This window comes from Brevibacillus fluminis, from assembly GCF_052072235.1.
In the GTDB taxonomy this organism is placed as follows: domain Bacteria; phylum Bacillota; class Bacilli; order Brevibacillales; family Brevibacillaceae; genus Brevibacillus_D; species Brevibacillus_D fluminis_A.
In genome coordinates this window covers 885,880-912,340 of sequence record NZ_CM125436.1, presented here as the reverse complement: position 1 = coordinate 912,340, position 26,461 = coordinate 885,880, and the positions used below count along the sequence as shown (strand labels likewise).

At 53.8% G+C, this 26,461-nt stretch carries 25 protein-coding genes and 1 pseudogene; 11 read left to right on the top strand and 15 right to left on the bottom strand.

Annotation, left to right across the window (positions count from 1 at the left end):
• Positions 1-27 precede the first annotated feature (27 nt).
• A complete protein-coding gene (locus ACTID9_RS04825) occupies positions 28-354 on the top strand; it encodes a hypothetical protein (RefSeq protein ID WP_441070133.1) in 327 nt (108 codons plus the stop codon).
• 82 nt (positions 355-436) lie between these two features.
• Here the strand turns inward: ACTID9_RS04825 and ACTID9_RS04820 are convergent, their stop codons facing one another.
• Genes ACTID9_RS04820 through ACTID9_RS04810 form a run of 3 tightly spaced genes read right to left on the bottom strand, consistent with a single transcriptional unit; the run spans position 437 to position 3,038 of the window.
• Positions 437-1,234: an ABC transporter permease gene (locus ACTID9_RS04820; protein ID WP_441070132.1), complete on the bottom strand. Its 798-nt coding sequence runs from the start codon at positions 1,232-1,234 to the stop codon at positions 437-439.
• Between the two features lie 6 nt (positions 1,235-1,240).
• Complete coding sequence (locus ACTID9_RS04815) at positions 1,241-2,035, bottom strand: ABC transporter permease (RefSeq protein ID WP_441070131.1); 795 nt, start codon at positions 2,033-2,035, stop codon at positions 1,241-1,243.
• Positions 2,028-3,038 (bottom strand): ABC transporter ATP-binding protein, encoded by a 1,011-nt coding sequence (locus tag ACTID9_RS04810; RefSeq protein WP_441070130.1) that lies wholly within the window; start codon positions 3,036-3,038, stop codon positions 2,028-2,030. The genes ACTID9_RS04815 and ACTID9_RS04810 overlap by 8 nt, the downstream gene beginning before the upstream one ends.
• A gap of 236 nt (positions 3,039-3,274) precedes the next feature.
• Here ACTID9_RS04810 and ACTID9_RS04805 point away from each other — a divergent pair, with 236 nt between their 5' ends.
• The 4 genes from ACTID9_RS04805 (at position 3,275) to ACTID9_RS04790 (ending at position 10,727) form a co-directional block, all read left to right on the top strand.
• Positions 3,275-4,573, top strand: coding sequence for a glutamate-1-semialdehyde 2,1-aminomutase (locus ACTID9_RS04805; protein WP_441070129.1), 1,299 nt, complete (start codon positions 3,275-3,277; stop codon positions 4,571-4,573).
• A 73-nt stretch (positions 4,574-4,646) separates the two neighbouring features.
• The gene (locus ACTID9_RS04800) at positions 4,647-4,787 is read left to right on the top strand and encodes a hypothetical protein (RefSeq protein WP_441070128.1); all 141 of its coding nucleotides are present in this window, start codon (positions 4,647-4,649) and stop codon (positions 4,785-4,787) included.
• Positions 4,788-5,245: 458 nt separating this feature from the next.
• The gene (locus tag ACTID9_RS04795) at positions 5,246-9,787 is read left to right on the top strand and encodes a glutamate synthase-related protein (protein WP_441070127.1); all 4,542 of its coding nucleotides are present in this window, start codon (positions 5,246-5,248) and stop codon (positions 9,785-9,787) included.
• 253 nt (positions 9,788-10,040) lie between these two features.
• Positions 10,041-10,727: a zinc metallopeptidase gene (locus ACTID9_RS04790; RefSeq protein ID WP_441070126.1), complete on the top strand. Its 687-nt coding sequence runs from the start codon at positions 10,041-10,043 to the stop codon at positions 10,725-10,727.
• A 49-nt stretch (positions 10,728-10,776) separates the two neighbouring features.
• Here ACTID9_RS04790 and ACTID9_RS04785 read toward each other — a convergent pair whose 3' ends face one another.
• The 4 genes and pseudogenes from ACTID9_RS04785 to ACTID9_RS04770 form a co-directional block, all read right to left on the bottom strand.
• Positions 10,777-10,977 (bottom strand): hypothetical protein, encoded by a 201-nt coding sequence (locus tag ACTID9_RS04785; protein WP_441070125.1) that lies wholly within the window; start codon positions 10,975-10,977, stop codon positions 10,777-10,779.
• Positions 10,978-10,980: 3 nt separating this feature from the next.
• The gene (locus ACTID9_RS04780; RefSeq protein ID WP_441070124.1) at positions 10,981-11,712 is read right to left on the bottom strand and encodes a cytidylyltransferase domain-containing protein; all 732 of its coding nucleotides are present in this window, start codon (positions 11,710-11,712) and stop codon (positions 10,981-10,983) included.
• A gap of 135 nt (positions 11,713-11,847) precedes the next feature.
• Positions 11,848-12,212: pseudogene (locus tag ACTID9_RS04775) on the bottom strand (NAD-dependent epimerase/dehydratase family protein); the annotation flags it as partial.
• A gap of 547 nt (positions 12,213-12,759) precedes the next feature.
• Positions 12,760-13,767, bottom strand: a complete 1,008-nt coding sequence (locus ACTID9_RS04770; RefSeq protein WP_441070123.1) for a sporulation protein — start codon at positions 13,765-13,767, stop codon at positions 12,760-12,762.
• A 133-nt stretch (positions 13,768-13,900) separates the two neighbouring features.
• Between ACTID9_RS04770 and ACTID9_RS04765 the strand changes: the two genes are divergently transcribed.
• A complete protein-coding gene (locus tag ACTID9_RS04765) occupies positions 13,901-14,722 on the top strand; it encodes a pyrroline-5-carboxylate reductase dimerization domain-containing protein (protein ID WP_441070122.1) in 822 nt (273 codons plus the stop codon).
• 66 nt (positions 14,723-14,788) lie between these two features.
• Here ACTID9_RS04765 and ACTID9_RS04760 read toward each other — a convergent pair whose 3' ends face one another.
• The 4 genes from ACTID9_RS04760 to ACTID9_RS04745 form a co-directional block, all read right to left on the bottom strand.
• Entirely contained in the window at positions 14,789-14,980 is a 192-nt protein-coding gene (locus ACTID9_RS04760) for a hypothetical protein (protein WP_441070121.1), read from the bottom strand.
• Between the two features lie 128 nt (positions 14,981-15,108).
• A complete protein-coding gene (locus ACTID9_RS04755) occupies positions 15,109-15,738 on the bottom strand; it encodes a DL-endopeptidase inhibitor IseA family protein (RefSeq protein ID WP_441070120.1) in 630 nt (209 codons plus the stop codon).
• Between the two features lie 47 nt (positions 15,739-15,785).
• Positions 15,786-16,997 carry an MFS transporter gene (locus ACTID9_RS04750; RefSeq protein ID WP_441070119.1) on the bottom strand — a complete coding sequence of 404 codons (1,212 nt, stop codon included), beginning with the start codon at positions 16,995-16,997 and terminating at the stop codon, positions 15,786-15,788.
• A gap of 35 nt (positions 16,998-17,032) precedes the next feature.
• Positions 17,033-18,820, bottom strand: coding sequence for an ABC transporter ATP-binding protein (locus ACTID9_RS04745; RefSeq protein ID WP_441070118.1), 1,788 nt, complete (start codon positions 18,818-18,820; stop codon positions 17,033-17,035).
• Between the two features lie 168 nt (positions 18,821-18,988).
• Here ACTID9_RS04745 and pdxR point away from each other — a divergent pair, with 168 nt between their 5' ends.
• Positions 18,989-20,422, top strand: a complete 1,434-nt coding sequence (pdxR, locus tag ACTID9_RS04740) for a MocR-like pyridoxine biosynthesis transcription factor PdxR (protein ID WP_441070117.1) — start codon at positions 18,989-18,991, stop codon at positions 20,420-20,422.
• A 79-nt stretch (positions 20,423-20,501) separates the two neighbouring features.
• Here pdxR and ACTID9_RS04735 read toward each other — a convergent pair whose 3' ends face one another.
• The gene (locus ACTID9_RS04735; RefSeq protein WP_441070116.1) at positions 20,502-21,038 is read right to left on the bottom strand and encodes a DUF402 domain-containing protein; all 537 of its coding nucleotides are present in this window, start codon (positions 21,036-21,038) and stop codon (positions 20,502-20,504) included.
• Positions 21,039-21,106: 68 nt separating this feature from the next.
• The gene (locus ACTID9_RS04730; protein WP_122915975.1) at positions 21,107-21,520 is read right to left on the bottom strand and encodes a GNAT family N-acetyltransferase; all 414 of its coding nucleotides are present in this window, start codon (positions 21,518-21,520) and stop codon (positions 21,107-21,109) included.
• 771 nt (positions 21,521-22,291) lie between these two features.
• On the opposite strand from ACTID9_RS04730, the gene ACTID9_RS04725 reads away from it, so the two are divergent.
• The 3 genes from ACTID9_RS04725 (at position 22,292) to ACTID9_RS04715 (ending at position 23,781) form a co-directional block, all read left to right on the top strand.
• Positions 22,292-22,453: a hypothetical protein gene (locus ACTID9_RS04725; RefSeq protein ID WP_441070115.1), complete on the top strand. Its 162-nt coding sequence runs from the start codon at positions 22,292-22,294 to the stop codon at positions 22,451-22,453.
• A 161-nt stretch (positions 22,454-22,614) separates the two neighbouring features.
• Positions 22,615-22,776, top strand: a complete 162-nt coding sequence (locus ACTID9_RS04720; RefSeq protein ID WP_441070114.1) for a hypothetical protein — start codon at positions 22,615-22,617, stop codon at positions 22,774-22,776.
• Positions 22,777-22,803: 27 nt separating this feature from the next.
• On the top strand, positions 22,804-23,781 hold the full coding sequence (locus tag ACTID9_RS04715; RefSeq protein WP_441070113.1) for a S66 family peptidase: 978 nt from the start codon (positions 22,804-22,806) through the stop codon (positions 23,779-23,781).
• A 76-nt stretch (positions 23,782-23,857) separates the two neighbouring features.
• Here the strand turns inward: ACTID9_RS04715 and mutY are convergent, their stop codons facing one another.
• On the bottom strand, positions 23,858-24,955 hold the full coding sequence (gene mutY, locus ACTID9_RS04710) for an A/G-specific adenine glycosylase (protein WP_441070112.1): 1,098 nt from the start codon (positions 24,953-24,955) through the stop codon (positions 23,858-23,860).
• A gap of 11 nt (positions 24,956-24,966) precedes the next feature.
• Complete coding sequence (locus tag ACTID9_RS04705) at positions 24,967-25,251, bottom strand: hypothetical protein (RefSeq protein ID WP_441070111.1); 285 nt, start codon at positions 25,249-25,251, stop codon at positions 24,967-24,969.
• Between the two features lie 179 nt (positions 25,252-25,430).
• Here ACTID9_RS04705 and ACTID9_RS04700 point away from each other — a divergent pair, with 179 nt between their 5' ends.
• Positions 25,431-26,432, top strand: coding sequence for a metal-dependent hydrolase (locus ACTID9_RS04700; protein WP_441070110.1), 1,002 nt, complete (start codon positions 25,431-25,433; stop codon positions 26,430-26,432).
• Positions 26,433-26,461: the final 29 nt, after the last annotated feature.

The window sequence follows — 26,461 nt, the reverse complement described above, 5'->3', positions numbered from 1 at the left end:
ATACTCATGCAGAAGGTGGTCATCTTGATGACAAATGAGGTACAAATAAGCCTCGCCCAAACCAAAAAAGCGATTGTCACAAACCTTTATCACTTGATCAAATCGGTGCCGGACGATACGGACCGCACATCTGTCGTCAGACTTCTCACGTACTTGAACGGATTGCTCCGCATCAAAATCGTCACCCCGCCGACAGCGGAAATCATGGCCTTGATCAAAGCCCAAAAGCCAACCTTATATAACGCTGCCCGCAGAGCTTTATTCCCTTCTTCACATCTCTACATGCTTTTTCAGATCGATATGGACCCGAAGCTGGCAGTAGAGCGATTGTCACGCTACGTGGAGGAATTGTAATCGTCACAGTAAAAAACGCCGAATCCCGATGTAAATCAAGGATTCGGCGTCATGTGCTAATTGCTTGTTTGCTTGTAAACGCCTACGACCCGGCACCCTGGTATTTCTTCACGCCATACTGCCAGACAGCAAGACCGATGGCAAAAAAGATCACGCCCATCACGGGAGTCAGCATGGTGAACGTGTACCACTGCTCTTTTTTCAAGAAGTAGGCGGACGGGTAAAAGCCGACGAAAGCAAACGGCAAAATGTAGGTCAGCAAAAACCCGATAAACTTGTTGTAAATCTCCACCGGGTAGCGGCCGTAGTTTTGCAGGTTCCAAATCATCGGGGAAATCCCGGTCCGCGAATCAGAGAAAAAGCTGACCGCAGCGATCGCCGTGTACACGCCGGCATAAATCAGAACGCTGCTGATCACCAGCCCGATAAAAATAAACGGATCATACCATGTAAAACTGAGCTTGAGCTGAAAGGCAGCGTAGCCCATGATGATCAAGCCGCTGATCACGCCGAAAATGCGGTCCGGCGCGATTGACTCCAGGCACACTTGCGCAAGATTGTGAACCGGACGCGTCAGGATGCGATCCATCTCGCCGCGGATAATGTAGCGCTCGTTGAAATCCCAAAATCCGAAAAACATGCTGAACAGTGCGTACGGAATCAAAAAGAAGCCATAGATGAATATCACTTCATACATCGTCCATTCCTTCAGCGTCGGCACATGCTGGAAGACGACAATGATGAAAACAAGATTGATCAGCTCGAACACCAGATTCGAGACGAGTTCGCCGAGGAAATCCGCGCGGTAGGCAAGCCGCGTCTTGAAATATTGGCTCAAGTAGTCGGCAAACAAACGAAAGATGGTTCCCATGTTCTTCATGTCATATCACCCTCCCTGCACGATCAGCCGGCGGCGCGCACGCGTCCACAACAGCCAGATCGGGAGCAAAATTACGAATACCCAAATGAGCTGGATGCCGATGACCGACAAAGCCCCATCGGCCTGAATCGCTCCGGTAAAAATCATGCTCGGGTAGTAATTGATCGCCTGGAACGGCAGCCATCCCATTGCCGTCTGCGCCCACAGCGGGAAAAAGCTGATCGGCAAAATCAAACCGGATAACAGATCGACGACGACGCGCTTGGCGTGCATCATGCCTTCATTGCGGAATAAAAAGAACGTCAGCACGCCGGTCAGCAGGTTGATCTCCGTGTTGATGATAAAGGCCAACAGCAAGCTGACCAAATACAGCCCCCAGGCAGCCAAACTTGGCGGAAAGCTGAGCGGCAAAAAGATGCTGACCAGCACCATCCCCGGCAACGCGAAAAAGATCATGCGAAAAATGCCTTCCCCCAGCGCTTGTGCCGTCTTGACCGACAAATAGTTGTACGGCCGGATCATTTCGATGGCGACTTTTCCATCGCGCACATCTTGGGCGATCTCCTGATCGATATTATTGAAGTAAAAAGCCCGGGACATCCAGGCAATCGCCACATAGGAAGTCATCTGGGCCACGGACAATCCGGCCAGATTAGGCTGGTCGCCATAGATGGCGCTCCACAAAAAGTAATACGCCCCGATATTCAGCCCATAGATGATGATGCCGCTGTAATAGTTGACCCGATAAGCGAGCAAGGTGAGAAAACGCATGCGGATCAGCTCGGCGTACAGTTTACCCATGGCTCGCTACCTCGCCATCCGTCGAGTAAATGTTGCGCACGATTTCTTCTGTGTTCGTCTCCAGCATTTTCACATCCGCCACTTCAAACGAAGCCATGACAGTCGACAAGATATGCGGGAGCGCATTTTGGCTCTGTTTCATCCGCACGCGCATGCTCATATTGTTCTCGGCCGTCAAGTCACAGACAAAATCGCCCAGCGCCGCGCGGACTTGCTCGACAGTCGTGCGCTGCTTGAACTGGAACACCACCTCGGTACCGTCGCCCCAGCGCGTTTTCAAATCGTGCAGCAGCCCGTCGAAGATCAGCTTCCCTTTGTCCATGACGATGACCCGTTTACAGAGCGCTTCGATGTCGGACACGTCATGTGTCGTGAGCAGGATGGTCATTTTCTCCGTCTGGTTCAAATTGTGCAGGAAATCGCGAATCTTTTGCTTCACCAGTACATCCAGCCCGACTGTCGGTTCATCCAAAAACAGCAGCTTGGGCTTGTGGATCAGGGAAGCCGCGATCTCACATCGCATCCGCTGACCAAGGCTCAGCTTGCGCACCGGCTGGTTGACGAATGAGGATATTTCCAGCTCCTCCACCAAACGGTCAAGCCATGCGTTGCCCGCAGCGTCGTCCACTTTGTACACCCGACGCAAAAGGCGGAACGATTCGAGCGGCGACAAGTCCCACCACAGCTGCGAGCGTTGGCCGAATACAACGCCGATCGACTTGACGTATTCCTCCCGCTCTTTGAACGGCACGAATCCGTTCAGGCTCATTTCGCCCCCTGTCGGCGTCAAAATTCCCGTAAGCATCTTGATCGTGGTCGATTTGCCCGCGCCGTTTTCACCGATCAGTGCAAAAATTTCCCCCTCCTCTACATCAAAGGAGATTGAATCGACAGCCTTCACCGTCTTGTATTCCCGACTGAACAAATCCCGCAACGCGCCGCCAAGCCCTGCGCGCGCCTGATGGATCTTGAATTCCTTTTGCAGGTTCTTTACGTGGATCATTTTCACACATCCTTACCACTTGAAGATCGAATACCTTTGTAAGTGTATATGAGACTCGTAGCACGATGCAAAGAAAAATGCGCGGTGAATTTGCTCGTTCCCGAAAAAGCAGGCATGATAACCGGCAGATGGCTGATCTCTTCTATAATAATAGAAACTTCGCCTCCCTTCCCCGCTTGCCTAAATGTGTTATCATATTCCGTGATACCATTTCGGAAAAAAGCGAGGAATGATTTATGAATCACGAGAATTCAGCCCGTCTTCATGAAAAAGCTCTGGACTGCATCGTCGGCGGCGTAAACAGCCCGTCCCGTTCGTTCAAAGCGGTTGGCGGCGGCGCTCCTGTCGCGATGGAACGTGCCCAAGGAGCTTATTTCTGGGATGTCGACGGCAACCGTTACATCGACTACTTGGCGGCATACGGCCCGATCATCACCGGCCATGCGCATCCACATATCACCAAGGCGATTGTTCGTGCGGCGGAAAACGGCACCCTGTACGGAACACCGACCCCGTGGGAAGTCCAATTCGCGGAAATGATTCGCGAAGCGATCCCGTCGATGGAAAAAATCCGCTTCAACAACTCGGGAACCGAAGCTGTCATGACGTGCATTCGCGTGGCCCGCGCCTATACCAATCGGATTAAAATCATCAAGTTCGCCGGCTGCTATCACGGCCACTCCGATCTCGTGCTGGTGGCAGCAGGCTCCGGCCCTTCCACGCTTGGAATTCCTGACAGCGCGGGCATTCCGCAAAGCATCGCGAACGAAGTGATCACCGTGCCATTCAACGATATCGATGCCTATGCAGACGCAATCAAAAAATGGGGCAGCGAGGTCGCAGCGGTTTTGGTCGAGCCGATCGTCGGCAACTTCGGGATCGTCGAACCGAAGCCGGGCTTCCTCGAAGAGGTGAACCGTCTGACGCACGAAGCAGGCGCGCTCGTCATTTATGATGAGGTAATCACCGGCTTCCGCTTCTGCTACGGCGGTGCGCAAAACTTGCTGGGCGTCACGCCGGACCTGACGGCATTGGGCAAAATCATCGGCGGCTGCCTGCCGATCGGCGCTTACGGCGGACGCAAAGACATCATGGAACAAGTTGCGCCGCTCGGCCCTGCCTACCAAGCGGGCACGATGGCCGGCAACCCGGCTTCGATCCAAGCGGGCATCGCCTGCCTGGAAGTGCTGAAACAGCCTGGCGTGTACGAAAAACTCGATCGCCTCGGCGCCATCCTGGAGGACGGAATCCGCACAGCAGCTGCCAAACATGGCGTGACGATCCAGCTAAACCGTGTCAAAGGCGCTCTCGCCGTTTATTTCACAGACAAAGAAGTCGTCAACTATGACGATGCGCAAACAGCAGACAGCGAGACGTTCGGCCGCTTTTTCCGCCTGATGCTCGAGGAAGGGATCTGCCTCGCTCCGTCCAAATACGAAGCGTGGTTCATCACCACCGCTCACACGGAAGCGGATGTGCACGAAACGATCGCTGCAGTGGATCGTTCCTTCGCAGCATTAGCAAGCGCGCGTTAATCACCAGCAATTTCCGAAAGGCTGCCTCGTGTTCTAAGACATACTAGGAGTGAAGCTGAACAGGAGGTGCCATATGTCAAAAGGCGAAAAAAGCTATCCCCAAGCACCTGAGCAAACATTGGATTCAAAAATGAGTTCCAAAATGCTTGAAGTAACCGGATTTCAAAATCCGCGCAAAACCGAGCACCACAAGGCTCAAAAGCAGGATTCATAAGACATGTGCGAGGCACTCCGGACGCTAACTGCGTGCAGAGTGCCTCGTTTTTTTTACATAAAAATTCATTTCAATTGCATAATATATACATTTTACAGATATTACAGAAAATTTACATTTGTTCACGTGGCGTACTTACTGTTATAGAACAAAATTTTTTACTGATTTTACCGGTAGAAAAGCGAACGTTTTTATCTATTTACAATTTAATGTACGAGAATAGTGCTCAACCGAAAATACATGTCACAAAATTGCCAAAAAATATTTCTGTATAAAAACGCTTACATTTGTATATTTAGCCAATCTCAGGTTGTATCTTCAGAATATTCGTGTTATCCTTATGATACTTTTTTTGTACTGATGAGAATTTTTACACAATTCTTGTCTCGCAGCAGCGCTTTCTAAGCCTGTCATTCTTTAAAGGAGGTGGAGGATCGGTTGAAAAAGCCGATCGGAGTATGAAAAAAAGAGACCATAGAGAGATTATCCAACGTTTTGAAGGGTACCGCGACATTGAGCACGATAGCTGCGGCATTATCAGCATCGTCGAGAAATCAGGAATCCCGTCCCGCCGCAATGTAGACGAAACCATTCGCTCGCTGATTCAAATGGAGCACCGTTCCGGCTTCATCGACGGTGAGGGAGACGGGTGCGGAATTTTGACCGACCTGCCTCGCGCACTTTGGGCTTCCCATCTGGACGCAGCTGCACTTGATCCTTCCCTCGTGGGCGATCCGGGATTCGCTGTCGCTCATATCTTCGTTCCTCGCCACGGGCATGACGAAGCAGCCGTGAAGGCTGGCATTCGGCACATTATTGCCAAATATGGTCTGAATATTCTGTTAGAACATAACAACGAGGTCAACTCGGCGGTACTCGGCAAAAACGGCAAGCAGGATGAGCCGTCTTTCTGGCAAATCGCCGTCATGCCTGCCGATCGCGAATCGTTCGCTGCCGGAGCTGCTTATTCGGCACTACTTTTCGATGCGCACGTCGAAATTGAAGCAAGCTACAACGTGCACGTCGCTTCGTTCAACCAACATTCAACCGTGTACAAAGTGATGGGAGCAGCAAACATTTTGCCGCTGTATTTCCTTGATCTTTCCAATGAAGCGTTTGCCTCTTCGGTCACGATCGGTCACAACCGGTATTCGACCAACACCCTGTCCAACTTTTTCCGCGTTCAACCGTTTTCCCTGCTCGGTCATAACGGTGAAATCAACACCATCAGCAAGCTGCAGGAAGAAGCGAGCATGCTGAATGTGCCGCTGGTCGACGGTGGAAGCGATTCGCAAAACGTCAACCGCACGATCGAAACATTTATCAATCGCTACGGGCTCAGCCTGTTTGAAGCGATGGAGGTCGTTTTCCCGCCGATCCATCATGAAATGAAAAACTTTTCGGACGACCTCCAGGATCTGTACGTGTATTTGCGCCAAGCTTGGGGTCATTTCGCCCAAGGCCCTGCCGGCATCGTTTCCCGCTATGGCAACGAATGCGTCTACAGTGTCGATTCGCTCGGGCTGCGCCCGCTCTGGATGGTGCAAAGCGAAAGCTCGCTGTATTTCTCCTCCGAGCAAGGCGTGCTGCCGGTTTCGCAGATGACGGCCGAGCCGAAATCGATCGCTCCCGGCGAAAAAGTGGGACTGCGCCTGGAACCTGGCTCCCCTGTGGAAGTGCTGTACCATCATGAGCTGCAGCAGGTTGTCTTGGAGCGCTTCCAAGCGAAAGCTTCCTTTGCTGGCGAACGCAAGCATCTGACATACAGCTACACCTGTGACCTGCAAGCAGGCGAACCGGACGCTGCAGAGCCGACTTCTTCCTTCTACAGCGCGTTTGGCTGGGACCGTGAACAAATTCAGCTGATTGAGCAGATGGCGGTAAGCGGTGCCGAACAGATCCGCTCGCTCGGCCATGATGGCCCGCTGGCCGCACTCTCCAAGGAACGCCAAAATTTGGCCGACTTCATCAAAGAAAGCGTCGCCGTCGTTACCAATCCGGCAATCGACCGCGACCGCGAAATCGAACACTTTTCCACGCGCGTCATCCTCGGAGCACGGGCGCCGTTCGCCGCAAAACAAACCGATGGCAAGCGTATGGAGCTGCCGTCGCCGCTTTTGTTCGAAGGACAGTCGCTCCAGCAAACAGCCGGGGAACAAGGCACTTTTACCTTGGAGCAAGTCATCCATACATTCAATGATCATCCGGGCAGCATCGTGATTCTCTCCACTTCCTACTCGCTTGAGGAAGGGTTGGCAGCAGGTCTCGCTCGCCTCGCCACAGAAGCCCGGACGGCAGTGGAAAATGGCGCTGTCATCCTGCTCCTCGATGATTCGGACTGCCACCGCGACAACCGCTATTGGATCGATCCGCTGCTTGTGGTTGGACAGATCGATCGTTCGCTCAAATCGGCAGCATCGGAGGAAATCCGCAACTACCGCCGCCAAACGAGCATCGTGCTGCGCTCCGGCGCGATCCGCAGCCTGCACGATCTGGCGCTCGCTTTGGGCCTCGGCGCAGATGCCGTTTCTCCTTATGGCATGTTCGCCACCGCTTTCGCCAAATCCGGTGCAAGCTCCGTTGCGAATCTGTACGCGGCTTTGAACAAAGGGCTGGAAAAGGTGATTTCCACCATCGGGATTCACGAGCTGCGCGGCTATGGCCGCCTGTTCTCCTCCATCGGCTTGCACAATGAAGTCGCGGATGTGCTGTCCATCGTCAACTTCTGCGGCTCGGATGAGGCTGGCACCTCGTTTGCCGCCCTGCAGGAAGACAGTGTCCGCCGCTATCATGATTTCGCCAATGAGCAGGCGCGCGAGTCGAAGACATTCCATCTCTTCCCGCGCTTGTGGAAGCTGATCGGCCAAGTGGCTGCCGGTGAAATTCCTTATGCAGACTATGCACTGAAAATCGAGGAGAATGAGCGTCAAAATCCGATTTCCTTGCGCCACCTGACAGACTTCTCCTTTACGGAAAATGATCGTGCGATCGCTGCAGATGATGTCGATCTCACGGTTGGAGAGCATTCGCTGCCTTTCCTCATTTCCTCCATGTCGTTCGGTTCGCAAAACGAAACCGCGTTCCGCGCGTATGCGGAAGCGGCTGAGCAGCTGAACATGGTGAGCATGAACGGCGAGGGCGGCGAAATCAAAGACATGCTGGGCAAATACAAAAAAACGCGCGGCATGCAGATCGCTTCCGGCCGATTCGGGGTAAACATCGAACTGGCCAACTCCACCAACCTGCTGGAAATCAAAATCGGCCAAGGAGCGAAACCGGGTGAAGGCGGGCATCTTCCGGCATCCAAAGTGACGGAGAAAGTCGCGGCCGCGCGCAATGCGACAGTCGGGTCTGACCTTATCTCCCCGTCCAACAACCATGACATTTACTCGATTGAAGATTTGGCGCAAATGATCACGGAATTGAAAACCGCAAACAGCCACGCCAAAGTATGCGTGAAAGTGCCGATCGTGCCAAACATCGGGACGATCGCGGTCGGAATCGCCAAAGCAGGTGCTGACATCATCACGTTGTCCGGATTCGATGGCGGTACAGGGGCTGCGCGCGTGCATGCGCTGCAGCATGTGGGACTCCCGGCCGAAATCGGTGTCAAAGCGGCTCACAACGCCCTGCTCGAAGCGGGCTTGCGCCAGAACGTGGAGCTTTGGGCGGACGGCGGCGTAAAAAGCGCAGCAGATGTCGTGAAGCTGATGCTGCTCGGCGCCAACCGGATCGGGTTTGCCACGCTGGCGATGATCGCCGTAGGCTGCACGACGTGCCGCGGCTGCCATCTGGATACGTGTCACGTGGGGATCGCCACGCAGATCGACTCTTTGGAAGAAGCGCACGAAAAAGGGCTGCGCCGCTTCGTGCCGCGCGAGCTGGATATCGCTGTCGGCGGTCTGAAAAACTTCTTCACCTTGTTCGGGCAAGAAGTGCAGCGCCTCACCGCTGCCCTCGGCTTTACACGCGTGCAGGATCTGGTCGGCCGCTCCGATCTGCTAATCCAGGCGCGCCTGCAGGAAAAAATCGATTTGAGCAGCCTGCTGACCGTTCATCCGCTTTATAAAACGGACAACGTGCAGACATCAAACCGCGAGGCAGCACATGTGCTGGTGGCGGCAGGCGCTATCGGCGAGAGCGAGGAAACCCGCTATTTCAGCGCAGACCGCCCGATTCAGGAGACATTCAGCCGCATCCTTTCCGGCGAGCGCGTTTTGGGCAGCCGCTGGTCCGGCGAACGCGTAAAAAATCATCTGGACGGCAGCTACGCCTCCCTCCCGGAAGTGTCGCTTTCCTTCACGGATGGCAGCGTGCCTGGCAACGGCTTGGCTGCATACAACGCACAAGGCGTTAACATTCGCGTCGAAGGCGGCGCGCAGGATGGCGTGGGCAAAACCGGGTTCGGCGGACGCGTCTCCATTTTGAAAGCAAAAGGGGCAAACGGTGCCTATCTGGACGGTTCTGTCGGCAAAAGCTTCTGCTATGGCGCGCAAAAAGGCTTGTTCCTTGTACAGGGCAATGCGGACTCCCGCGCATGCATCCGCCTGTCCGGTGCCGACGTCGTCTTTGGCGGCGAAATCACCGAACCGCTCCGCGATGAGCTTGGGGGAATCGGGGCACGTGCCAATATCAAAGGATTTGCTTTCGAGTATATGACGAATGGCCGCGCCGTCGTGTTGGGCGATCCCGGTCCATGGATGTGCGCCGGAATGACCGGGGGCGTGATCTATGTCCGCATGCAGCCGGAGCTTGGCTTTGACCGCAAAGCGCTGAACCGCCGCATCGCGAAAGGCGCCAAAGTGTTCATTTACGACCTGGATCAAAAGGGCGCAGCCGATGTGCGCGAGCTGCTGACCGCTTATCGCGAAGAGCTGCTGGCCACCGAGCAATATGAAGCAGCCAGCGGCGTACAGAAATTGATCGACGCGCCGGAAGCGAATTTTATCATGATTTCGCCGAAGCGCGATCAGGCTGATCCATCCGTTTCGACCGAGTAAACACAGCCGCACACCGTAGACATTCCGCCAGCTTTGGACATGATAAAAGGCAGGGGCCATTTCGCCTCTGCCTTTTTGCATTTTGCTTCGGCGCAGTTCATCGTTGCCGTTATCGAGCGAAAATTTGAACATATAAACGCATGTGAATATTGTCATTCACGAAAAGGAAGTGTACAATTTTTTTAGAAACCTCCTGCCAGGTCAATCGTATAAAACAAGTGTAGGAGCAAGAAAATAAGGAGTGAACCCGCATATGTTCTTTCATCCGATGGATTTTCTGATTTTGATTGCGTTCGGTCTGTCGCTGTGGGCGCAATTTCGTGTCAAGGGAACATTCAATCGGTTCGCCGAGGTTCCTGTGTCCACCGGAATGACCGGGGCAGAGGCCGCACGCCGCATGCTTGATGCCAACGGTTTGTCCAACATTCCTGTCGAGCACATCCCCGGCACGTTAACAGACCATTACGATCCGATCGATCGCGTCGTACGTCTTTCAGACCCGGTCTATCTCGGCCAATCGATTTCTGCCGTATCGGTGGCATGCCACGAAGTGGGGCACGCCATTCAGCATAAAGTGTCCTATCCGATGCTGGTGGCGCGCCACCGCATCTTCCCGATCGTCAATTTTTCGTCCGGCATTGCGCCGCTGCTGCTGATCGCCGGATTCCTGCTGCATCAGCCGAACCTGATTTTGTTCGGGATCATCTTCTTCTCGGCGGCTGTCGCATTCCAGCTGATCACGCTGCCAGTCGAGTTCAACGCCAGCAGCCGTGCTCGCACGCTGATGGTTCAAATGGGCTTCATCCGCAATTCGGAAGAAGACGGCGTGGGCAAGGTACTCAACGCCGCAGCTCTCACCTATGTAGCCGCAGCCTTGATCTCGCTGCTTGAGTTGATCAAGTACGTATGGATCTTCAATAGCTCTTCTGACGATGATTAAAAATCGTCGGTAGCCCAACGCAAAGAAGCTGAATCGGGTTTCAACCGGTTCAGCTTTTTTCAACATTTCTTATGCAGGCAACCACCTCGATCAGCCGGACCCATGGCTCCGCCGTCTGTCGCATGATGAAATGCGAACGGATGCCCATTGTACCGAGCGCCTTCGCCAACGCCACGCACCGCTGCACATGCCCGCTGCCCGTGAACCGATCCGCATCGCAGCGAAAGCAGACGGAATATTCACGATTCATTCGTTATGCCTCTTTTTGCTGGACATCCGCGTTGATTTTAACCAATTCCGGTTTTTGGGCCAGCAGGGCAAGGACGTCTTTCCAAGAAAACGCCGGGTTGTACGGATACAAGTGACGATACACCTCCTGGATAAATCGCCAATCCTGCACCGTGTCCAGCGTCCAGCGATAAGCGGAGTAATCGATCGGATTGGCATACATCCCCAAACGGAACTGCTCGGGATGCCGGTACAAATACGGGGTGACGTGCTCCCGTTCATCGGCATGCGCAGCAAACAGGTAAGCTGCCTCCAGTGCCTGCATGGTAAAAATCTCGACATCCAGCCCGCGCGGAAAACTGCGCATGAGCGTATTGCTCATATAATCAAAGGCACTCGCTTCACCGGTGAACTGTTCGACCATCTCATCGATGATCCCGGGATCAATCAGTGGGCAATCCGATGTGATCCGGACAATCAGATCAGTCGGAAACGCTCGCGCTGCTTGAACGAATCGTTCGAGCACATTTTGCTCGCTGCCGGCAAAAACCTGCACGTTGTATCGTTTGGCCTCCTCTACAATCGAGAGGTCCCTCGTCAAATCGCTGGTCGCCACAACGATTTCATCCAAGCAGCGAGACCGCTGCAATCTGGTGATGACATGACCAAGCATCGTTTTATCCTGCAATGTCAGCATGACCTTGCCGGGAAGACGCGTCGACCCCATACGTGCCTGCACAATCGCTGTCGCCTTCATCCGTAAAACCCCTTTGCCCTGTAATAATGGATGACTTTCTCTACCGCATCGATCACGTCTTGAACATCTTGGTCGCTCATGGCCGGAAACAGGCTGGAAACAGCGGAATGTCTTTCCCCTTCAGGCAGTTGACCAAAAAGTAGAAACGACGACGCCCTCGCCGCCAGCTTTTTGATAGGGGCCGTATGTATGAAACGGCCGAACAACCACAACGGGCAAATCATAGGCATAGTGATAGGAAAGCGCCATGCACTCCGCGGCGAGCTTGGCTCCCGCATATGTCGACGCCGGCTTGGTCAGATCGGTCTCGCGTATGCCCATTGGATGCGTGGAACGATCGCACACCATGCAGGTGCTCATGAAGACTATCTTGATGCGGGGCTTTTTGCCTTGCTCCAGCAGCAGGAACGTCCCCCCCATACATCATGGCCATCCTCGAGCAATCGCTTTACGTCCCAGCGGCCAATAAATCCCGCCCCGCCGGTAACCCGTACATTCATGTTGAGACTCTCCTCTCGGTGTCCTCTTTTATCCGTATGCAGCAATGCCGCTTTCGGTTCAGCCTAAGCCGAATCCCGGACGCCACCATCCGGGATTCGTTTCCCCTTTTTATCCTTGGCCTTGCAAGAAAACTCGAACGCCGACTACGCTTGCGTCGGCGCCACATTTTTGACGGAAAGGCCGTCGTCGTGACGGTCGCAGAGCTTGTCGTATCGCGGGTGACCGGTTATGTTGTGATGTTCAAGGCTGATGCGAGCGATTGGAAGACTTGCACGCGCAAAGTTGAATAGGTTGACTGCAAGACGCGCACGTAAACGATGATGCTAGTTCCACCTCCCCTCACTCTATTACTATGTAGCCTGACCGTATCTGAACAGGCATTTGGCAGTGTTCATCCGTGCATTTTTGTAGAAAAGGGGCTTGCTTATGACACAGCCTATTGAGCGAACGAATGGCCGCCAGCGTGAGAGACGTCGAAAAAGGCGGCATGACATGACAAAAATGGGGCAGCGGGCGCAACCGCTGCGCCCCACTGCCCACCCGTGCTTATTCGTCAAATCCGCCGAAATCGCCGAACCCGCCAAAATCTCCGCCATCGCTGCCGCCGTCATCCGTGGAAGTATCGTCATCGCTGAAAATGCCGGTGTCATCGCCAAACAAGGAGTCACCCGCAATCTCACTGGCATCATCGATCAGCTCATTGAGCAGCATGCCGCCCAACAAGCCGACGGCCATACCGCCCATCATCTCCCCAATGCCGAAAGAAGAAGGCGAGTGATCGTAGCGATCGCCGTAACGCGGATACGATACATACGGAATCGACTCCGGATTTTGCAAATACTGTTCGAGCTTTTCTGACAGAAAATCGGTCAGCTGCGGCAGCGCATCCTCCTGCAGCAACTCACGCGGGATGATGATTTCCGCCCGAAACTCGCGCTCGCGCCGGAACCATCCAGCCTGCGCGACATCCAGTTCAAGCAATAGCCGCAAACCCTCTGCCGCCTCCGAAAATGTTACGCTGATCTCTTGCAGCGGCACGGAAAACGGTCGCCCCGGGAAAAACGAAAACTCTTGGCCATAGCGAGTCAGTTTGCCTGAGCTTGCTTTTTGGCGCAAATCCAGCTGCTCGAATGCGCGGAACACTTGCTGAACCTCCGCTGTAGGTAGCACCGTCACGCGATCCAGATCGGTCGGATCGACAGCCATCTCCACATCCAGGACGGTTTGCAGGTGATACCCGATCGCCGGTGTCGAAATCGCCAGCTCTTTGGGGAGCGCGTAGTAGAACGGAACTTCTTGTGCAAATGGCTTCGGTTGCACGATGAAGTGCTGCAGCACCGGGATCGTTGCAACCACACGGGTCACGACGCTGCCTTTGACGTTGGCTTTGAGCACAAGCGCCACGGAAAGCTTCGAGATTCGCTGCTCGACCGCACCGCCTTCGATATGAATCATCCCCGTAATCGTCTCGCCCAGCCGGAATGCTTCCCGATCCAGGCGCAAATCGACTGTGGCAGCACCGATGCCGAATTTTGCCATGATTTTTTTAAACATGCGCTTTTCCACTCTCCCAACTGAAACATGCGTGTTTCCTTATGGTTATCATAGCGCATTCCCAACACTTTTTCATTTTCTCTTTCTTTGCTTATAATTAGGGAAATGAGAAAAAGAAAGGGCGGTCGCTTGAATGAAAATCGGTATCATCGGGCTGGGCAGCATCGGCCAAATGCTGGTGAAAGCCTTCACCCGCAGCAAAGCTGCCTTTGCAGATTCACTCTATGTCTATAACCGCACGCGCGAAAAAGCGGAAGCCTTTGCCAAAGATTGGCCGTTCATCGTATGCGATTCGGTTCACGAATGCGCCGCAAAGGTGGACATGCTGTTTTTGTGCACGAAACCGCTCGACATTTTGCCTGTCGTCGATGAAATCGCAAAGGATCGTACAGTGCGAGCGCACCTGGTGTCTGCTGCCGCCGGCGTCAGTCTGGATGATTTGGCCTCCCGCTATGCCGGTCCCGTCTCCAAGCTGATTCCAACCGTCACCTCGCAGGAGCTGCATGGCGTTTCGCTCTTTTGCTGCCACCGATCCGTCTCCGCCCACGATCGCGAGGTGCTGATCGGCCTGCTCGACCATCTGGGCAAACCGGAGGAAGTGACCGAATCGACGATTGAGACGGCCACCATCCTCACGAGCAGCGCGCCGGGACTGATTGCCGGAATTCTGGAGCAGTTCGCACAGGCAGGCACGCGCCACACGCCGGAATTGTCCATCGAGCAGACGCGCCGCTATTTGGTCGAAACGTTGCTGGGAACGGCGATGCTGCTGCAAGCGGAGAACCTCGGCTTCGACCAGCTGATCGAGCGCGTCGCCACAAAAGGCGGCATCACGCAAGAAGGGCTGGAGGTGCTCGGGAAGTTTTTGCCTGCCGCTTTTGATGAGGTTTTCGCCATGACCACCCAAAAGCATCAGCTGCTCAAAGAAATGATTGCCCGGCAGCAGAAAGCATAGCGGAATTCACCGCATGTTCGTAAAAAGAAAAAAGCACCCGATCCGAGTGCTTTTTTCTTCTGCCCGCTAGTCGACCGTACGGACTTTAATGTACGAAATGTTTCTCACGTTGATGACGATGTCATCGTATTGCAGCCATCCATCGCTTTGATTCGCAACCATTTGAATAATTTCTTCCGGCCCAGTGGTGATGATGGAGACGGTATCGCCGCCGCAAAAGTGAAAATCAACCCTCGTCTCTACTGCCACACGCTTCATCCTCCCAAGAACGCCCGAGCCCGCCTACCATCGGACAAAGCCAAGCCGCCCACTTGTCGATAAGAATCGGCCTCTCCAAAAGGAATATCTTTCCTCGAAAAGAGCACCTGTTTCTTCTATCGGCAAGACTACTTCAATTCATGAGGGGGCGTGTTGATGAACCAGGCTTTTCCCTTTTCCCGCTTCATTTCCACCATGACCGGTTGAAACTGGACTTCTTTTCCTTCGCCGACAGGCACCTTCATCTCGTACTGCTTCATATTCTCCGCCTCTTTGGCAAGCTCGGCCGTCGCTTTGTCCCATTGCAAGATGCTGCCGCCGTCCGCGTTCGGCTGGGCCGTCCGCCCCTCCTGCACGATGATGCGGGCATGCTCGATGAACGCTTCCACCGCTTCACCCGTGAAGTATTGGCCCAGGTAGGCTCGCAGCTTTTCCATGGTGTCCAGATCGCTTCCGAGATAACGGTATTCCATTCCGTCGACCAGAAACGTTTGGACCGGTGCGCCATCCTCAGCCGGTTTGCCTCCTGTCATCACGTGCCAGTATGTTTTGATTGCGCTTGCTGTCATTTCAACCGCCGTCGCTTCATCCATTTGCATATACTTCTCCGACTCTTCGGCAGCGGGTATCTCTGGCTGTGTTGTATGCGTGGAGCCGGCGTTTGGCTGCTGCGGCGCCGCAGGGGTTTTGCCCGAGCAGCCGCTTGCGGCGAGCAGGAGGATGAGCCCTAATACGAAAAATAATTTCCATTTCTTCATTTTCCAATCACTCCCTGCTAACGTAGACGTTACGGACAGGAAAAACGTTACAATTCCTTTCCCTCTTTTGCCAATGGCGCGCGGTATAGATTGACAGCGACCCAGATCGCATTGAGGAACAGCAGTCCGCTCGTCACGTAGAAAACGCTGCGCAAGCCGATGGTGCTCGCGATGAAGCCGCCTGTGATCGGGCCGAACAAGTTCCCGACACAGACGAAGCTGTTGTTGAAGCCGTACACCCGACTCACCATGTGCACAGGCGTGATTCGCCGCAGAAGCGAGTTGACGGAAGGCAGCAGCCCCCCGAGACACAGCCCGAGCAGAAAGCGCAGTGCCACCAGCTGCCAGATGCTTGTCACCATCGCTTGCGGAATAAACAGAACAGCAGCGATCGCGAGGCAGATGAGCAAGACTTTGTTCGGGCCAAAGCGATCCCCCAGCTTGCCCAGCTGCGGGGCAGACAGCACGTTGGCGATGCCCATCGCAGAGGCAACGATGCCGGCGTAAAATGCGACGTTTTCCGGCGATTCAAGCAAGCTCTGAATATAGAGGGGCAGCACAGGCACGATGCTGAACAGGGCGAACTGGATCATGACCGTCACACCGAAGATCGCCGGCATCATCTTCAGTGAGAAAATTTGGCGCGTGTCTTCGCGGAAGCTCGTTTTTTCCTGCTTGGCAGGCGGTACGAACTGCTCCTTCACCGTGACCAACACCAAAAGGGTGGCCAGCAGCAGCAAGGCACCCGTAAAAACAAAAATCATGCGAAACCCGATGCGGTCCGCCAAAATGCCGCCGATCAGCGGTCCCATGATGGAACCTGCCACCGCGGACGACTGCAGGATGCCGAGCGCCCACCCCGAATTTTCGCGCGGAACGCTGGAGGCAACCAGCGCGGTGCTCGACGGGATGAACCCGCTCATCGTCCCGTTCAAAAGCCGCAGCGCCAGCAGCTGCCACATGCTTTGGGCGAATCCGGTCAGCGCGACCGTGATCGCCATGAAAAAGCCGGAGCGCAGCACCATGATTTTGCGGCCATACCGGTCTGCCAGCCTGCCCCAGATCGGCGAGACGATCCCCGCCGTCAAAAAGTTGGAGCCGAAAATGATCCCGGCCCATAGCGTCACTTGCTTTTCGTCCTCGATCCCAAAATCTTGGTGTATATAGAGAGGCAAAAACGGCATGATCATGCTCATCGCCATCATGACGACAAACACGGCGACACATAGCACGTACAGATTGCGTTTCCACACTTCCACAAAGCTCCACTCCTATCATGCCAGGCACGTTACATTCATGTTGCAGGCGTGGATTCTGCCGGCACACCAAAATCTTGCACATTCCACAGCGTGTGGTACACGCCTTCCTTTGCCAGCAACTCCTCGTGCCGTCCCATCTCCACGATCCGCCCTTCCTTCATCACGATGATCTTGTCGGCGTGGGTAATCGTCGACAGACGGTGGGCGACGATGATTGTCGTCCGGCCTAATGTAAGTTTTGCCAACGATTCCTGAATCATGTGTTCCGATTCCAGATCGAGCGCCGAGGTGGCCTCATCCAGAATGAGAATGCCCGGATTTTTTAAAAACACGCGCGCGATTGCCACCCGCTGCTTCTGCCCGCCTGACAGCTTGACTCCCCGCTCGCCCAGCTCGGTTTCATAGCCTTCCGGCAGATCCAGCAAAAACTGGTGTGCGTTCGCTGCCTTGGCTGCTTCAATCATCTCTTCCTCGGAGGCATCGGGGTTGCCCATCATGATGTTTACGCGCGCCGACTCGCTGAACAGGATGTTGTCCTGCATCACGATACCGATATGGCTGCGCAAATTTTGCTGGGTCACATCGCGAATATCCACTCCGTCGATGGTGATGCGTCCTTCCGTCACATCCCAAAAGCGCGGCAGCAGGCTGATCAAGGACGACTTGCCCCCGCCTGACATGCCGACGATCGCCACGGTTTCGCCCGCCCGGATCACCAGATCGATGTCATCGAGCACGTAATCCCCTTCGTCACGGTACCGGAACGACACATGCTCAAACCGGATTTCGCCGCGAATGCGTCCCGTATCCGGCTGCACGGGCAGCACGCCCGCCCCCGGCTTGTCGGTGATGTCATACTCTTCATCGATAAATTCAAACATCCGGTCCATCGCTGCGGTTGCCTGCGTCAGCGTGGTGGAGGAATTGACCAGACGGCGCAGCGGCGTATACAGCCGCTCCAAATACGCGTAAAACGCGACCATCGTCCCGATGCTTAAGCCCCCCGCGATCACCTGATAGCCCGCGATCCAGATCACCAAAAGCGGCGCAATATCCGTGATCGAATTGACCACGGAAAACGTGTACGCATTCCAGCGCGTTTGGGCAAAAGCTTTGTCAAGGAAATTGCCGTTCTGCTTGGCAAACTGCTTTTCCTCGTATTCCTCCAGCGCAAAGCTGCGAATGACGGGAATTCCGTTCACACGCTCATGCAGATGGCCTTGCACCTGCGCCAAAGCAGCGGCCCGATCGCGTGTCAGCTGGCGCAGCCGCTTGTAGAAAAACTTTACGGAGAAGCCGTACAACGGAAAGACCAAAAGCGAGGCCAGCGTCAAGGTCGTATCCATTGACAGCATGATACAGGCGGTCAACGCGATCGTGATCATATCGAGCCATATGTTCATCAAACCCGTCTCGATAAAGCTGCGCGTCGACTCGACGTCGTTGATCACGCGCGAAATGACCTCGCCCACCTTGTGGTTGTTGTAATACCGCATCGACAGGCGCTGAATGTGATTAAACAGCTGGTTGCGGATGTCGTAGAGCACCCGGCTTGACACCCACTGCGCATAGTATTGCCGGTAATATTCCACAGGCGCGCGGACAACGGTAAAGACAAAAAGCGCCCCGATCATAAGCCAAAACAGCTGCTTCATTTTTTCATCCGCCGGCATCTGGCTTGGCAGAAGGTCATCGAGAATGTATTTGATCAACAGCGGGAGCAGAAGCGGAATCCCGAATTTCAGAATCCCGATAAAAATGGTGAGCACGATCTGTTTCCAGTAGGGCATGACGAATTGCATGTAGCGTCTTATATTGTTCATGCCATCCCTCCTCTTCTTTCCAAATTCTACACCTTTCTTCCCGTTTTGTCTCTTTGGAAGCGACTGCGAACCAGCTTGCCGTTTTGCCTCGTCCCGCTTTTCATCGCCCGTCCATTTTTCCTATAATGGAGACAAAACACGGAATTGGCAAAGGCGGTCATGGAACGGATGGATTGGAAACCTGTCCCGCAAAAGGGCACCCCTTATTACAAGCAAATCGCTGAACATCTGGAGCGGCGCATCTCGTACGGCGAGTTTCCCGCAGGCAGCTTTCTCCCCTCGGAACGGACGCTGGCCCGCGAGCTGAACGTGAATCGCAGCACGATCGTCGCTGCTTACGAAGAACTCCGCGCCGCAGGGCTGGTGGAAAGCATCCAGGGCAGCGGGACACGCGTCAGCCACGACATTTGGGGCTTGACCAAAAATCGCGTGCCCAACTGGCGTCACCTCGTGGAAAGCGGCTCGTTTTTGCCCAACCTCCCGCTGATCCAGCGCATCCGCAAAGAGACGCAGGAAAACGGCCTGATCGATATGGCGAGCGGCGAGCTGTCGGCAGACCTGTTTCCGACCGCGTCCTTTCAGACCATCATGGCGACGCAGCAGTTTGACGGTCATCTCGGCTATGACCACCCCCAAGGCCATTTTCCTTTGCGTGAAACGATTTGCCAACATGTCGGCAGCCTCAAGCGGATTGAGGCGACGCCCGACTCCATCCTGATCACATCGGGCGCGCAGCAAGCGCTGCATCTGGTGGTGCAATGCCTGCTGAAGCCGGGGGATGCGGTGGCGATCGAAGACCCGTCGTACTGCTATTCGCTGCCGCTGTTCCAATCGGCCGGCTTGCGGACGTTCCTGTTGCCTGTGGAGCATGACGGCATCAATCCGGAAGAACTCATCGCGCTGCACCGCAAGCATCGGATCAAGATGGTTTTCGTCAATCCGACCTATCAAAACCCGACGGGCACGACGATGTCGATGGAAAAACGGCTTCGGCTGCTGGACATTTCCACCGAATACGGCATTCCGATCGTCGAGGATGACCCGTACAGCCTGATTACTTTTGCCGGCCAGCAAATGCCGACGCTCAAATCGCTCGATCGGCATGGAACGGTGCTCTACATCAGCTCGCTGACCAAAATCGTGGCGTCCGGCCTGCGGATCGGCTGGGTCATCGGACCGCAGACGGTCATCCAGCGACTGGCGGATGCCAAGCAGCAGGTCGATTTCGGCCACAGCATTTTTCCGCAGTGGATCGCCCAGCGTTTTCTCGCTTCCGCCGAATTCGACGCGCACATCGAGCTGTTGACGGATGCGCTGCACCATAAGCGCGATGCGATCCTCTCCGCCTTGACCCGCCACCTGAAGGGACAGGTCGACACCCAACCGCCGGATGGCGGCATCCATCTGTGGTGCAAGATAAAAGCACCGGTCAAGGACACCCCGCTGCTGAAGGAAGCGATACGCGCGGGCGTCGTCTATGTGCCAGGGAATGTACTGGGCAGCAAAGAAGGCTATGTGCGCTTCACGTACGGACACGCGCCGCTTCACCTGATCGACGAGGCGATTGAACGCTTTTCACAGGCTTTGCAAAAGCTTTTGTAGCATTCCTCCCTCTTCATCATGAGCTACGCCCTTGCAAAAAAAAAGAAAATCCTTCTCCCGTTACAAACGGGAAAAGGATTTAGTCTTCATCCTGTCGGACAAGCTGGTAACGCTCATACCAGCGCTGGACGAATCCGCTTTGGAACGGACCGCGTCTGAGTCGAACCCATTGCAATACATCATCTAATGCTGTTCGGACGCGCTCCACAACAAACGGGGGATAATTCATCTGCTCACTGTGCATACGGAATTCCTCTTCATCGAGGATGGAGTACGTCATATCCGGGAACACTTTCACATCCAGGTCATAATCGATATAGCTGAGAAAATTCCCCTTCAGACTGAACGGAGATCCGATGTTGCAGTAATAATAGATCCCATCATCGCGGATCATGGCGATCGTATTAAACCACTGTCCCCGGCCAAACGTGCAAATGGCTGGCTCACGCGTACGCCACTCCCGGCCGTCTGCTTCCGTCACTTTTACACGGTCATTACCGGCAATCACCACCGCATCGCTGGTATGTATCAGCGTCGTCTTGTCCCATGAGCGATGAAGCGATTGGTCGTGCTTATAGCTTTCAATACGTAAAATACTGCCCGGAGCTGGCGACATTTCTCTCCCCTTTCTTCTCTTCTATATGGAGATAATCGCGCTTATTTTCCGATCCGATCCTGTACGTGCTAAGAAGAGAGCTTTTTGGAAAGTGTAACATATTTCTGCAATTCATAGCCAAGCGAATGATAAAACGGAATGACTTCTTCATTATCTTGATTCACCATGATGAGCACCCGATTCACACCGCGCTGTCGAAAACGAGTCTCGATGGCTTCTACCAGCTTGCGGCCAATGCCTGATTTTTGCACTTTCGGATCAACTGCGAGCCGGTAAAAGTAAGCCCTGGTACCGTCTATCGTTCCTACGACTACTCCTACAACTTCCCCATCCTGCTCTGCCACCATGACTAATTCACTGTCCCACGCTAATTGCGTTGCCAAAGCATCTAGTGATTCAGTCTCTGAACGATCTAAATTGGTGTCCTGCCAGATCCGAGTGATAGCGGAATAATCACCGAGACGAAACGAACGAATCAGCATATATGGCCTCCTTAGATGGCTTGTCTTTCTATTTTACACTACAGTTCTACGTTTGTCTGCTTTTGATAAAAGGAAAGGATTTTATGTCAAGAGTGACCTCTCGCCGCTCCAGTAAAGCGTGGGGCCGCACATTTCCCTGCAAGCCCGGGGCGCAGGAGCAGCCGGCGCAAAACGACCGATGCCGCATTATTTACCAGTATATCCAATCTGCAAAAAGTATCCTGACTTTCCTGTAACATTCCCCCTCGTTTGCGATGAAAATCTTGCTCTTTTTCGACATATGATTTAGTACGAGGTACTAAAGGCCCACTCTACATTATATAGAAAAATGACGGCCAGCGCTATCCTCCGGCTCCCTGCAATCGGGCAGGCGCATAGAAGTAAATGTTTTGCGCCGATAAAAAAGATTATTCCGAAAATAAAAAACCCCCTTTACAGAAAGAAATTTTTGCCATATCATATGTTTACAATAATTTGAAGCGAAAGGAGGATGGCTATAATGATGAATACAGTGGTTCAGGCGTTTCTTGCAGATCAGTACCCAACTCAAAACTTCACATTGCAGTGCATCCTCCATAACCGGCATCTTACAAGCAAGTGAATGCTTATTCTTGCGATTCCTTGTCGACCAACGCCGTAGGTGCCTGCATCTACGGTTTTTTATATCCTCTTCCATGTTGTAGCTCAAGACCGTAGGCCCATATTTTCCTCGGTCTTTTTCTATAGACTTTTAACCGAATGTACGTTCGCATATAAAGGAGGTGATTTTGTATGTTACTGAACCTGATCTGGTTTACCGTCAAGATTGAACGCAGCCAATTTTCCGTGGAGAAAAGCGCCGCTCGCTTCCGCGAAGAGCAGCTGATTCAAGCCCGCAATGAAGCGGAGCAACTGCAGGCGATTTCGATTTCTTCTTTTGCCAGCCGCCTGTAAGAAGGTTTGTTTTCAAAGTTTGCGCCATATGGTTTATCACAAGAACAGGAGGGGTGTCAGATGGATAAAAAGCAACGCCGTCAGCTAATGAAGATTGTAGGAGTCAAGGTGCTGGATGGTACCTGACTGGGTTATCTTGAACAGGAAGGAGGTCATATGACATGCAGATCTCTTTAATCTTATTTACCATCATCATTGAAAAACGCGCCAAGTCGGCTGAAACGCAATTTGCCGAATACTTGCGCCATAAAGAGCGGGAACGCATCGAGATTGAAAATACGAAGCTTCTGGCTCAATACCCAAGCTATATCACGCGCTTGTAATGCTTCATCCCATAGAGGAGGTTTGTTGTGATTCCGCAAAAACTGAAAGCCGGAGACGAAGTACGCGTCATCTCGCCTGCAACAAGCCTCCATGTCATTACGCCGGACCAAAGGCGTCTGGCCAACGAACGATTGGCGGATTTGGGGCTCACCGTCACATATTCCGCACATGCGGAGGAGTGCGATGAGTTCTCCTCTTCCTCCGTCGAATCGCGGGTAGCCGACCTTCATGAAGCTTTCGCCGATCCGAATGTGAAGGCGATCCTGACGACGCTGGGCGGCTTCAACTCCAACCAAATGCTGCAATATCTCGATTATGACCTGATTGCCCGGAATCCGAAAATCTTTTGCGGCTATTCCGACATCACGGCAATCGCGACTGCAATCACTGTCAAGACCGGCCTCATCACCTATTCCGGCCCGCATTACTCCACGTTTTCGATGGAAAAAGGGTTCGCGTATACGCTCGATTATTTCCGCAAGTGCTTGTTCTCGGAAGAACCGATCGACGTAACGCCATCTCCTGACTGGAGCGATGACCATTGGTACCTGGATCAGGCCAACCGGACGTTCATCGAAAACGACGGCTACACCGTCTTGCGCGAGGGGCATGCGGTCGGCAAAATTGTCGGCGGCAATCTCTGCACGCTCAATTTGCTGCAAGGTACAGCGTATATGCCCTCCTTGGAAGACACGGTGGTACTGGTCGAGGACGATAATTACTCGAATCCGCATATTTTTGACCGCGATCTGCAATCGCTGCTGCACCAGCCTGGATTTGACAAGGTCAAGGCGCTTTTGATCGGCAGATTCCAACATGCTTCGGGCGTTACAGACGCCGCACTTGCTGCAATCATCCGCTCCAAACGCGAGCTGGATCATATCCCCGTAGTCACAAACGTGAACTTTGGCCACGTCTCGCCGATCATCACGTTTCCGATTGGCGGAACGATCGCAGTGAACGCCGAAAATGGTCAAGTCGCGATTCAAATCCAAAAGCATTGAGTACGATTCCTTGCCCCAAAAAAGAAGCGGCTGCCGACATCGTAAAATGTTCAGGCAGGCCGCTTTCTTTTTTTCATTACGAATGCGAAATATATTCCAAAATCTTTTGAAACGCGACGGGAAACGCAAAGTCCGCCCATTCCTGCGGCGTGGCAAAAACCGCTGAGGCAGGGAGTTCTCCCGCTTCGATGACGCTGCAGGCATAGACATGCAAATTCCAATGGAGATGGGAAAACGTATGCTGAACCGTCGGCAGCTGCTCGCCCACTTTCACATCTACGCCATACTGCTCCAGCAAAAATTCGGCCAGCTCGTCTTCTGGCGTGCGCTTGCCTGCCGTTTCCACCATCGGCAGCTCCCACATATCGGCCAAAAGTCCGGTGTTGGGACGCTTGTTCAGCAGCAATGCGCCTGCATACGGAATGACGGCGACCAAATAATTGACTTCACGCGGCGGCTTCGCTTTCGATTTGACCGGCAGTTCGTGCTGGACGCCTTCCCTGCGGGCGAGGCAATAGTCGAACACCGGACAGGTCAAGCATTGCGGCGTGCGGGGCAGGCAGACGGTCGCGCCCAGCTCCATCAAAGCCTGGTTGAAATCGCCCGCTCTTCCATGCGGGATGGTCTGCCGCACGAGCTGTTCGGTTTTGATTCGGGTCGCAGGCTTCGCGATGTCATCGTGCATCAGGAGCAGGCGGGAAAACACGCGCATGACATTCCCGTCCACGGCCGGCTCAGGCTTCTCATAGGCAATGCTCAAAATCGCGCCAGCCGTGTAGGGACCGACGCCCTTCAGCCTGGAGATTTCCTCGAGCGTGTCAGGCACTTCTCCGCCGTACAGCGTCTTTACTTCCCGTGCAGCGGCTTGCAGATTTCGCGCCCGCGAGTAATACCCCAATCCTTCCCATGCTTTCAGCACCTCTTCTTCCGGTGCGTCGGCAAGCGCGGTGATCGTCGGGAATTTTTCCATGAAATTGTGGTAATACGGTTTGACCGTCTCCACGCGCGTCTGCTGCAGCATGATTTCCGAGACCCAGACGCGATATGGGTCCCGATTGATGCGCCACGGCAAGTCCCGCTTTTGCGCATCGTACCATTCGAGCAAGTCGCGGGCAAAGCCGAACACCTCGAATGCATCAGGCAGCTTTGGAATCGCTTTGGTGCTTGTTTTCATTTTGTGCGGTTTCACTCCTTTGGTGCAAACGCCCACATGTGCAGTTTGGCAGCGCCTCCGCTGATGAAGGTCGGCAACTCGGTGTCGGACAGCCGCCAGCTGCGGATCGCCTGATATGTCTCAAGCTGTTCGACCTCAAACGCCTCCACAAACGTGTTCGGCTGCTCCACACCTTCCAAGTGCCGGTAGCCAATGCCGCCGCGCTCACTGATTTGGGCGGGAATGGTGCTCATATAGTGGAAATACGCTTCACGCTTTTCCGGTAAAATGCGGTACTCGACAAAAATCGTGTACATGCGATTCGCCTCCAGTCCATGCAGACAACTCTCTCCATCTTAGCGGAACAGGTTTAGGCTCCACAAGAGGAGGGTAAAAATCTGGGCATACAAAATAATGGCTTCATGGAAAATCAACGATCGAAAGCGCTATAATATATCTAAGCGAGCTTGAGCGCAAAGGAGGAGAGCAACTGCCCATGGATACCGCCACACACTTCGTCATGGGATTCGGATTAGCAGGCCTGGCTCATCTTGACCCGGCGGTCGCCGCTGTTCCCGGACTGGCGGAAACGGTTCTGCTTGGAACGGTCATCGGTTCGCAAGCCCCCGATTTGGACGGATTCACGCGCGTGCTGGGAAGTGCCGCTTATATACGCAACCATCGCGGAATCTCCCACTCCATTCCAGCGATCTTTGTGTGGACGCTGCTGATTTTCGGCGTCATACAATGGCTTTATCCGCAAACTCTCTGGCTTCATCTGCTGGGGTGGACCTTTTTGGCCGTTGTTCTTCATGTGTTTGTCGACTTGTTCAATTCTTACGGAACCAAAGGGCTTTTTCCGTTTTACAAGCGCTGGATTGCATTGGACACGATGTTCATTTTCGATCCGTTCATTTTCGCCATGCACCTGCTCGGCTTGGGCATGTGGCTGGCCGGAGCGGACCCTGGCAAATCCTTTTTAGTCATTTACGTGCTGATCGCCTGCTATTATGTCTGGCGCTACCGCGTGCACCAGCGCGCTTTGGTGACGGCCGAGAAAGCGCTCAAGCAAAAGGGGAAATACTGGCTCATTCCGACGCATTCTTGGCAGCAATGGACCATGATTGTTAAGACCGCGACGCATTGGCACGTCGGCGAAATGCACGGCAGCGAGCCAATCGTTCTCGACTCGTTTGTGATCAAGCCGGAATCGGACATCGTCCGCATCGCCAAGCAGGATTACAAAGTCCAATCTTTCCTGTACTTTACCAGCTTCGCCCATCCCCTCGTGAAGGAACATGATTTCGGGTACGAGGTGAAATGGATCGACCTGCGCTACCGCTCCAAATTTCACGGCAAAAGCCATTATATGTTTGTCGCCGTCGTCTATTTGGATAAACAGCTGCAAATCCGCGATTCGTTCGTCGGCTGGATTCATCGTGGCGAGGAGCAATTGGCGAAAAAGCTCGATCCGGAAAAAGACATTCAGGTGTTATAGAAAAAGCACAGCCGCATTGCGCGAGCTGT

Coding starts and splice junctions, on each gene's coding strand:
- ACTID9_RS04735 (WP_441070116.1), bottom strand. CDS start 21,038: ATGTCGCCAGCTCCGGGCAGTATTTTACGTATTGAAAGCTATAAGCAC.
- ACTID9_RS04805 (WP_441070129.1), top strand. CDS start 3,275: ATGAATCACGAGAATTCAGCCCGTCTTCATGAAAAAGCTCTGGACTGC.
- ACTID9_RS04700 (WP_441070110.1), top strand. CDS start 25,431: ATGGATACCGCCACACACTTCGTCATGGGATTCGGATTAGCAGGCCTG.
- ACTID9_RS04810 (WP_441070130.1), bottom strand. CDS start 3,038: ATGATCCACGTAAAGAACCTGCAAAAGGAATTCAAGATCCATCAGGCG.
- ACTID9_RS04770 (WP_441070123.1), bottom strand. CDS start 13,767: ATGTTTAAAAAAATCATGGCAAAATTCGGCATCGGTGCTGCCACAGTC.
- ACTID9_RS04820 (WP_441070132.1), bottom strand. CDS start 1,234: ATGAAGAACATGGGAACCATCTTTCGTTTGTTTGCCGACTACTTGAGC.
- ACTID9_RS04720 (WP_441070114.1), top strand. CDS start 22,615: ATGCAGATCTCTTTAATCTTATTTACCATCATCATTGAAAAACGCGCC.
- mutY (WP_441070112.1), bottom strand. CDS start 24,955: ATGAAAACAAGCACCAAAGCGATTCCAAAGCTGCCTGATGCATTCGAG.
- ACTID9_RS04785 (WP_441070125.1), bottom strand. CDS start 10,977: ATGAATCGTGAATATTCCGTCTGCTTTCGCTGCGATGCGGATCGGTTC.
- ACTID9_RS04705 (WP_441070111.1), bottom strand. CDS start 25,251: ATGTACACGATTTTTGTCGAGTACCGCATTTTACCGGAAAAGCGTGAA.
- ACTID9_RS04765 (WP_441070122.1), top strand. CDS start 13,901: ATGAAAATCGGTATCATCGGGCTGGGCAGCATCGGCCAAATGCTGGTG.
- ACTID9_RS04790 (WP_441070126.1), top strand. CDS start 10,041: ATGTTCTTTCATCCGATGGATTTTCTGATTTTGATTGCGTTCGGTCTG.
- ACTID9_RS04755 (WP_441070120.1), bottom strand. CDS start 15,738: ATGAAGAAATGGAAATTATTTTTCGTATTAGGGCTCATCCTCCTGCTC.
- ACTID9_RS04795 (WP_441070127.1), top strand. CDS start 5,246: ATGAAAAAAAGAGACCATAGAGAGATTATCCAACGTTTTGAAGGGTAC.
- ACTID9_RS04780 (WP_441070124.1), bottom strand. CDS start 11,712: ATGAAGGCGACAGCGATTGTGCAGGCACGTATGGGGTCGACGCGTCTT.
- ACTID9_RS04815 (WP_441070131.1), bottom strand. CDS start 2,035: ATGGGTAAACTGTACGCCGAGCTGATCCGCATGCGTTTTCTCACCTTG.
- ACTID9_RS04745 (WP_441070118.1), bottom strand. CDS start 18,820: ATGAACAATATAAGACGCTACATGCAATTCGTCATGCCCTACTGGAAA.
- ACTID9_RS04800 (WP_441070128.1), top strand. CDS start 4,647: ATGTCAAAAGGCGAAAAAAGCTATCCCCAAGCACCTGAGCAAACATTG.
- ACTID9_RS04825 (WP_441070133.1), top strand. CDS start 28: ATGACAAATGAGGTACAAATAAGCCTCGCCCAAACCAAAAAAGCGATT.
- pdxR (WP_441070117.1), top strand. CDS start 18,989: ATGGATTGGAAACCTGTCCCGCAAAAGGGCACCCCTTATTACAAGCAA.
- ACTID9_RS04760 (WP_441070121.1), bottom strand. CDS start 14,980: ATGAAGCGTGTGGCAGTAGAGACGAGGGTTGATTTTCACTTTTGCGGC.
- ACTID9_RS04730 (WP_122915975.1), bottom strand. CDS start 21,520: ATGCTGATTCGTTCGTTTCGTCTCGGTGATTATTCCGCTATCACTCGG.
- ACTID9_RS04725 (WP_441070115.1), top strand. CDS start 22,292: ATGTTACTGAACCTGATCTGGTTTACCGTCAAGATTGAACGCAGCCAA.